10 protein-coding genes are annotated in these 7,878 nt (G+C 38.8%); 1 reads left to right on the top strand and 9 read right to left on the bottom strand.

The genetic code is table 11. The features are described from left to right. Positions 1 to 738: 738 nt before the first annotated feature. The 5 genes from HNP77_RS10225 to HNP77_RS10205 all read right to left on the bottom strand — a co-directional run bounded on the left by HNP77_RS10225 (position 739) and on the right by HNP77_RS10205 (position 2,960). Positions 739 to 1,623, bottom strand: coding sequence for an MBL fold metallo-hydrolase (locus tag HNP77_RS10225; protein ID WP_221266573.1), 885 nt, complete (start codon positions 1,621 to 1,623; stop codon positions 739 to 741). Beyond that, positions 1,620 to 1,937, bottom strand: coding sequence for a TfoX/Sxy family protein (locus HNP77_RS10220; RefSeq protein WP_184653083.1), 318 nt, complete (start codon positions 1,935 to 1,937; stop codon positions 1,620 to 1,622). Before HNP77_RS10220 ends, HNP77_RS10225 begins: the two co-directional genes overlap by 4 nt. 2 nt (positions 1,938 to 1,939) lie before the next feature. Then, on the bottom strand, positions 1,940 to 2,317 hold the full coding sequence (locus HNP77_RS10215; RefSeq protein ID WP_184653082.1) for a VOC family protein: 378 nt from the start codon (positions 2,315 to 2,317) through the stop codon (positions 1,940 to 1,942). A 7-nt stretch (positions 2,318 to 2,324) separates the two neighbouring features. Next, on the bottom strand, positions 2,325 to 2,795 hold the full coding sequence (locus tag HNP77_RS10210; protein ID WP_184653081.1) for a GNAT family N-acetyltransferase: 471 nt from the start codon (positions 2,793 to 2,795) through the stop codon (positions 2,325 to 2,327). Positions 2,796 to 2,864: 69 nt separating this feature from the next. Further along, on the bottom strand, positions 2,865 to 2,960 hold the full coding sequence (locus HNP77_RS10205; protein ID WP_246428916.1) for a DUF1697 domain-containing protein: 96 nt from the start codon (positions 2,958 to 2,960) through the stop codon (positions 2,865 to 2,867). Positions 2,961 to 3,329: 369 nt separating this feature from the next. Here HNP77_RS10205 and HNP77_RS10200 point away from each other — a divergent pair, with 369 nt between their 5' ends. Continuing rightward, positions 3,330 to 3,557 (top strand): purine biosynthesis protein PurH, encoded by a 228-nt coding sequence (locus HNP77_RS10200; RefSeq protein ID WP_184653080.1) that lies wholly within the window; start codon positions 3,330 to 3,332, stop codon positions 3,555 to 3,557. Positions 3,558 to 3,784: 227 nt separating this feature from the next. Here the strand turns inward: HNP77_RS10200 and HNP77_RS10195 are convergent, their stop codons facing one another. The 4 genes from HNP77_RS10195 to HNP77_RS10175 all read right to left on the bottom strand — a co-directional run bounded on the left by HNP77_RS10195 (position 3,785) and on the right by HNP77_RS10175 (position 7,786). Beyond that, positions 3,785 to 3,955: a hypothetical protein gene (locus tag HNP77_RS10195; protein ID WP_246428915.1), complete on the bottom strand. Its 171-nt coding sequence runs from the start codon at positions 3,953 to 3,955 to the stop codon at positions 3,785 to 3,787. 297 nt (positions 3,956 to 4,252) lie between these two features. Then, on the bottom strand, positions 4,253 to 5,143 hold the full coding sequence (locus HNP77_RS10185; RefSeq protein ID WP_184653079.1) for a leucine-rich repeat domain-containing protein: 891 nt from the start codon (positions 5,141 to 5,143) through the stop codon (positions 4,253 to 4,255). A 348-nt stretch (positions 5,144 to 5,491) separates the two neighbouring features. Next, the gene (locus HNP77_RS10180; protein WP_184653078.1) at positions 5,492 to 5,965 is read right to left on the bottom strand and encodes a GNAT family N-acetyltransferase; all 474 of its coding nucleotides are present in this window, start codon (positions 5,963 to 5,965) and stop codon (positions 5,492 to 5,494) included. 348 nt (positions 5,966 to 6,313) lie between these two features. Next, positions 6,314 to 7,786 (bottom strand): chorismate-binding protein, encoded by a 1,473-nt coding sequence (locus tag HNP77_RS10175; protein WP_184653077.1) that lies wholly within the window; start codon positions 7,784 to 7,786, stop codon positions 6,314 to 6,316. Between the last annotated feature and the right edge of the window lie 92 nt (positions 7,787 to 7,878).

Raw genomic sequence — 7,878 nt, 5'->3', positions numbered from 1 at the left:
GCTGAATAAAGTGGTAACAGTTTTACTTAATTTTATATGATATTCAACCTTTATCCCGTTTACTTTTTTCCGGTAACAGTTTTACTTAATATCCTTCATTCTGCAGGTGAATAAAGTGGTAACAGTTTTACTTAATTTTATATGATATTCAACCTTTATCCCGTTTACTTTTCCCAGTAACAGTTTTACTTAATTCTTCTATATAGTTGTATCATCTTCCGTTTTCGGAAGGTCGGCCAAGTGCATCTTTTATATTCCTTGACTTTTAAGTCATTTATAATATTATCTTTATTAAGAAGGGTTTTCTGGTCTAACCGTACCAAATATTAAACTTTTGGCGTATGCTATGGCAAAAGTTCCCCTTCTTATTTTTTTTCATAACTTGTCACTACCCATTTGTTTTTACTGATTTCCTTTCCGTTTATTTTCCACCCCTTATTTATTCCAGTTGTATCACCTTCCGTTTTTTGAAGGACGGCCAGAAACTCTACTTTATTATAGTATTACGATGTCTTTTGCACCTACAAGTTTTTCCTGTAAATCAGGCTTTTCCTGACATAGCAGACAATTTTCAAATTGTTTTTCCGTCAAAATCAGCATTCGTACTTCTCCTGTAGATGGTAAATATGGTTTTATCATGTTTTGATGCTTGATGTAACTTTTTTCGTATCTTCTACCCGCATGAAAACCTCTGGCTGAATTTTTAGATACCCATCATTTATTAAAAATCTTCTGAGCTCAGTATAAGCCATTCAACACTACTTCATCTCCAGACCGCACATAACTCAGCTGTTCGCCCATGATTTCCCTCATCTGATTGAAAACCGGAAGGCCGGTGCAGTGGCAGGTTGCAAAGTGAGCTTTGTAGCCTTTAAGACGGTTTGCAATTTCTGTAACTTCGGCAGTGTCGGCCTCTGAGAACTCAGTGCGCTTCATAAGGTGGAAGCCGCCGATTACGAGGTCCGGGAGCATTGCGCTGCCAAACTTTCGCTCAAGAGTTTCCAGCACATTTAAGATTCCGTTGTGCGCGCAGCCACAGAAAAGAATTTTCTTTCCACCAGCTGTCAAAAGCAGATTCTGTTCATGATGAAATTCATCCTGAATAAACTGACCGTTGCAAAGTTCCCGAAGACGCTTGTTTGTAGAAGGCAGCGGATAAGCCCGCTTTTCAACAGTAAAAAGTTGGAGCTCGTCATCAAGCTTAGAGTCACCTTTCAGAAGCTGAACTTGCGGCAGCGAGAGAATCTTTTTATCAATTCCGATATAGCGGAAGCCTTTATCTTCTCCGTCGAAGGCATAATATTCACCGCCGGCATTGTACTGCATGTAAATCTTAGCCAGCGGATTAATTTCCACAAAGGGTAGAATTCCGCCCGAATGGTCATAATGACCGTGACTCAGAATCACAGTATCAACGGTTTTCAAGTCCACACCAAGTTTTTCAGCATTCCGCAGTACAAACTCGCCTGGGCTTGAGTCAAAGAGAAGTTTATGATTTTCAGTCTCAACATAAAACGAAAGTCCGTGAGCCGCCTCACAACCACTTTCGCCCAGTTCATTTTCTACAAGATTTATAATTCGCATTTTTATCCTTTCTACAAACTGATTTTTTTTCTTTCTCATCTGGCTTTCTTGGGTTTCTTTTCCGGAAGTTCAGCATACATACCATCCAGAAGTTCCTGAATCAGGGCCCTATCATCAAAACTATCAAATACATGCATCAATGTCTTTGAACCTTCATAGGGATAACGCAGTTCAGAATCTGCAAGCAGTCTGTCCGATGTGGGTGTTCTCTTCAAAAACAACTCATCGCCGCAAACATCACCTATAAGCTTACCTTTGAAATATACAAGGTATCCGCCCATCATAGATTTTATGACAATATCACCAGCTTCAGAAAAACAGTCGCGGACATATTCATTAAACTCATTCGTCATAGTTATCTCTCCATAAAAAATTCAACCTGTTCTCCAAGCGGGCCGTAGCAGAAGGCCATACGGATTGAATAAGGCGGATTTGAAGCGATGACTTTATCATTCGGTTCAATAAAGACTTCGTAACCGGCAGCTTTCACCTTCGCCGAAATCTCATCAACATCATCAGTAAGAAGTGCCATATGACGGATAGCGCCAAAGCAGTGAGTTCCCTCGGCATTTGTAAAAATCTCGAGTAAGCCGTTACCCGTATCAATCATCATGCCCTCTGCCCACTCGCGTATGATCTTTAAACCAAGAAGCTCAATATAAAATTCCCGAACCTTAGCAAGCTCTTCAGTCGTTCCGCATTTCATTGAAATATGGTGAATTCCTTTAATCATTTTTGCCTCACAAAGTTTTTACTTTTTCTCTATACAAAATATATCTCGGACCTTCTTCACCAATAGTACCAGTAGGTTCGAAGCCGCATTTTTCTAAAACTTTCTGTGAGGCAGCATTGTTAATATCAGATTCCGCTTCTACAGCCTTCACTTCTGGATGATTAAAGGCCCATTTAATTGCAAGACTTGCAGCCTCTGTTGCATACCCTCTTCCTTGAAATTCATCAAAAATGCCATAGCCAATTTCCGGATTCTTATCAGACTCTAAGCCTTTATAGCATAAGTTTCCGATATTTTTTCCATTCTCATTTTCGATAATCCACATTGCATACCAGTCCCACAAATCTGGGTGGTCAATGCACCCCTGAAGCATTTCTTTATAAGCCTTCTTCAATTCTGGATCTTTTTCTGCAACTATCTGATTTTCCATTTGCTCTTTATTTGCAGGATATATTTTTACTCGTTTACTTTCTATCATTTATTACTCCCAATGATACTCCATTTCTTTGCAACGATTGCAGGCATCTTATAATTTCATCGAGTTCATTCAAATTTCTGTAAGGGCCGTTTTCAATTCCGGCATGGAGATTTTATTTTTTCCGCTGATATTTATTCCGCGCAGCAAAGCGATGTATCTGGTCATTTTAATTCCCTGCTTTCTTTTCTTTTGTGGATGCCATTATTAGCCTCGTAATAATTATAACAGAGATTTTCACACAAAGCACTGCATCAATTCTTGTTTCATGATAAAATGTAATCATATAATTTTACAGAGGGCTTGATAAAAAAGCAGCCAGAATATTGTCTGCTTTTTTATCGAATTTCCCTATAAGGAAAAACTGGTTCTGTCTGGTCAGTTAGGATAATGTATTGACCTGCAGTAAGCATTTGCCTTCTGCGGGCATTTTTATTCCGAACCGATAATAATTTAGCGGTTCGGAAAACGGCTGAGTCAAGGCTTTAAGCGAAGCGTGCCTTGACCAGACGTATTATTTTATAGTTAGGAATTATTATGGCAAGTATTTTAATAAAAGACACAACCCGTGAACAGCGGGAACAGATTGTCCGCGAATCACTGGGCGAAGATTACGATGTAGGCTGCGGTTATGAATCTACAGGAATCAACTATCAGCTCTATATTGACGGAGTAAAAGAACTTCGCGAACTAAACATGGAAGCCAACTGCGGCTTTGAAGTTGCTCACCCGGAAGAAAGAAAATCCGGCTGCAATATGATTTAAGGAAAGGACAGACAAACGGTTTTGCCCAACGGGCAAAACTGGCGTAAAAGTTGCGGTGGCGCAAAGTCACGGAGAGCAACTTTTGTGACAAAGTTTTTGTCGGCTTTGATGCACAAGTCGCGTGAGCGACGAGTTAAATAATTTCTTCTCAAGCAAACGACCTATGGTCGTAAAACTTTTGTCAGGTTAGAATCTACCTTCTATAACTGCTTCTCGAAGGCACTTATTCATTCTTGTCTGATATCCTTTTTAAGAGTTATATCAAAATATTCTTTATGATACGGAACAAATTCCTGCAATTCTTCTTTTGTAAACTTTGGAGAATCTTCATCATAAGTAATTGGAACTTTCTCGATTTCTGCAATACGCTCAGCCGTTAATTTTTTTGATGTAATCATAATAGACCTTCTTCAAATCATTATCAGCTCTTTGTGCTGAAATAATCCTTGTTCGTTCTCGTTCCGTAAAAGTTGTTACCAGAACCAACATACCGTTTATACAACCGATGCCGTTCCATCGTTCTTCATCAAAGGAATGATTCTTATCATAGCGGACAAGAAAATACTATATATCTACAAGGATATATAGTCAAATATTTATCTAACAATATAAAAAAAGGCGGGCATGACCCGCCGTTACAAAATCCAGACAGAAGATTCCTGTCTGGATTATATTACATGGAAGTAATTCAATTATTAGAATACAGAACCGAAAGTACCTGTGTAACCTAACTGCTTAAGCTTAGCCTGTGTTTTCAGATTAAGATTTGTTCCTCCGAACTGTTCCGGCTCTAAAAATTCTCCTTTGTAATAAAAAGCAATTTTTTCAACACTATCAGGAATATTTACTTCCTTCAATGAACCGCAATTTGTGAAGGCACGTGGAGGCACATATTCAACACTTGCAGGTAAAGAAATAGATTCCAAAGCCGGACAGTTTTCAAATACTGGTATAGCTTTAATTCCTTCCGGAATAATAACGGTCTTAAGCTTTGCACAATTGCTCATTTGCGGGAGTGTGTTTACAGGAACTCCTCTTCCTGTAAGAGGACTTTTATGTGCTGTATAATATAAACTAGGAATATCTTTATCTTCCCATTCAATAATTCCTGCAGGAAGTTTTACATATTCAAGTGCATCATAATGCTCAAGACTCAGAGCACCGACATCTTTAAGACCTGTAGAGCGTACTGAATCAGGGAAAACAATATGAGTGATAGTTACATTATTTCTGTGGTAAGTCCATTCTTCAAAAATGCTGCTCCAATATGCTTCGCCGTACTCATGATCACGTTTAGCAAGATCTTCAACTTCCAGAACAGGAAGATTTTCAATTTCTGCAGGAATAATTATTTTAGGACTTTTTCCAATGTATTCTGTAATTTTTACACCAGTACCATCATCAGTCATTGTGTACTTAAAATCTGATGCAGGGTTTTCTTTTAAAACACCTTTATCCTCTTTTACGTCCTTAGATACCGTTTCAGTCTTTGACTGATCTTCTTTTTTTCCATCCTTTTTGTTACATGCTGAGAATGAAAAAGCAAGTAAAACTGTTGCAAAGAATACAAATACTCTTTTTTTCATAAAATCCTCCAGTGATTCTATTTAAATATATTTTTATACCGCTCCTAATGGAAACGATAAAATACCGCATCTGCTACACAGAGCGCTATTTTCTGATAAAACGCAACAAGGCCGTGGAATTGTGTGTTTTAACATACAATTCCACGGCCTTGTTATGAGAAATGACAAATTGTCGTGATTTTACAGCAAGCCTAACAGAACAGAACAGAACAGAACAGAACAGAACAGAACAGAAGTTTTACACAAGTTATTGATTATCTGCATTTTAAATAACACTCGCACGTTCACAAAAAATACTCTTAATGTATTATTAAGTTTTTTTTATAATACAATTTCAAAAGATAATTGTCAAATTAACCATCTGACTTTAAGTTCCATAATCATTCCGGCATCGTTTGCAGTGAATCCAAGATTTTCATAAAGCGGCTTTCCTTCTTTTGTTGCATCAAGACTGATTTCAGTACATCCAAGTTTTTTTGCCTCGTCTATAAGCAGGCGAATCATTTTTCCTGCAATTCCCTGCCGCCTGTAAGCTATGTTTGTATAGACATTCATAAGGTGAGCTCGTTTTCCTGTGGGATGATCATAGGTAGGCATAACCGTAATGTAGCTTATGGAAGCACAACCGATTACCCTGCCCTCATCCTTTGCCAGAACAGTGGTCTGATTTCCGTTAAGAAAATATTCCCGTGAACATGAAACCAGAGTTTCATCAAAACATTCCGTATCACTCATTCCGTTTACAATCCGCAGCATTTCCAAACGTATGGACATGAGTTCTTCAATGTCAGCCTTAGCATCTGCTTTTACAATCTTTATCATTTTACCTTCCTCTACCGGATTTCTGAATTACCATGTAATCAATTGCTTCAAATATAATACCCGATAAATCACTCTTTTTTCACAGTATAATCGGGTTTATAAAAAAAAATGATACCGGATACAGTATTCACCGTATCGAAAAAAATCTTCTTCTTGTAATGCAGGAATCCATAAAGAATTATTTTAAAACTCTGGACTGAGCAGAAATTAAATTTTCCCACAGAAAAAAATCATCCATCATTCCTTATACTTACATTTTTTAAATCTGCTGCCCTGACAAAAAAAATCCTGCATCTTCAAAACCGAAAACACAGGATTCTTCTAAAATTGAGTTCTTAAAAATTACAGTTACGAATTAAATACAGACTGCAGCGCACCGAGTTTTTCGCAGGTTTCTGTCCATTCACGGTCAGGATTTGAATCATAAACAATTCCTCCCCCTGCCTGAAGGCTCCATACCTTCTGCTGCTTCAAGGCACAGCGAATTGCAATGCAGAAATCCAGGTCTCCGTTAGACTGAATGTAACCTACAGCACCTGCATAAAAGCGGCGCTTTGTTTTTTCTATGCGGCTTAAAATCTGAATGGCACTGATTTTTGGAGCACCGCTTACAGTTCCCGCAGGAAATGCAGAACGCAGAACCTGTATAGGTTTAAACTGCGGAGAAACTTTTCCCTGAACATCACTTACTATGTGCATTACATGACTGAACTGCTCTACTTCCATAAAGCGGGTAACTTCAACACTTCCGTTTGTACATACCCGGCCAAGATCATTGCGGGCAAGATCCACCAGCATCAAATGCTCAGCCCTCTCTTTCGGATCATTAAGCAGTTCATTTTTAAGTTCCTCATCTTCTGCGGAAGTTTTTCCACGGCGGCGGGTTCCTGCAATCGGACGTATTGAAGCAATTCCTTCCCTGACCCGCACGAGGCTTTCCGGAGAAGATCCTATAAGCTGATGATCTCCAAAATCAATATAAAACAGATAAGGGCTCGGATTAACGGCACGAAGGCGTCTGTAAATCTCAAGGGCAGAATTATCGCATTCAATCTGAAGCCTGCGGCTCGGAACAGCCTGAAGCAGATTACCTGCAATAATTTCTTTCTTTATGGCTTCCACCTTTTCTTTATATTCCCGTTCGCTCTGTTCAAGGTTAGTAATAATCCGCACGGGACATGGATCTTCCGGAGCAGAAAGATAAGAAAAGTCCATATCGTTCAGGCGTTTTTTCAAATCACTGACAGCTTTTTCAAGATCTATCTGATGTTCATTATAGTTAAGGGCAAAAACATGAAGGCGTTCCGTAAAATGATCAAAAACAACATAAATATGGCCTGCAACAAATTCACTCTCAGGAATGTGAAGTTCATCAGTCTGAGCAGCCATGTTAATCGTGTCACATCTTGCAGCAAACTCATAACTTAAATATCCCAGACCGCTGGAAGGTACAGGAATTGAATTGTGAATTTCCTTTCCTTCTTCGTCATGAACAATACTCATGTCATTCTGACCGGCAACGTACACGAGGGCATCAAGAATATCCGGGATATGAATTGCACGGCTTCCGGGAGCAACGGTTTCTCCGGTTTCATTCTTTTTTCTAAACGGAAGTCTCCTGCCGTCAATCAGAAAAGCAACGCCTTCATCATCCTGAATGATTTTAAAGGCCGGCTCTAAAAGAAGAATTGAATACCTTTCCCTTCCTCTTGCGAAACTTGCGCTTTCAAGTATTGCGGCTGCACCTGTTTTTCTGGCAAGGCTCAGGGGGGTGTATCTGTCACATGGAAGTGAAAAATATATTGAATCTGAACGTGTCATATACTGCTCCTATGTTTCTTTTTATAGAAACAGTATAAAGGATATGTGTGTTTCTGTCAATAGTAACATCTTATTATTCAAATATTTTCTTG

Origin of the sequence: Treponema rectale (assembly GCF_014202035.1) — a bacterium.
In the GTDB taxonomy this organism is placed as follows: Bacteria; Spirochaetota; Spirochaetia; order Treponematales; family Treponemataceae; genus Treponema_D; species Treponema_D rectale.
The sequence above is the reverse complement of the archived record's forward strand: the minus strand, read 5'-3'. Positions and strand labels throughout refer to the sequence as shown.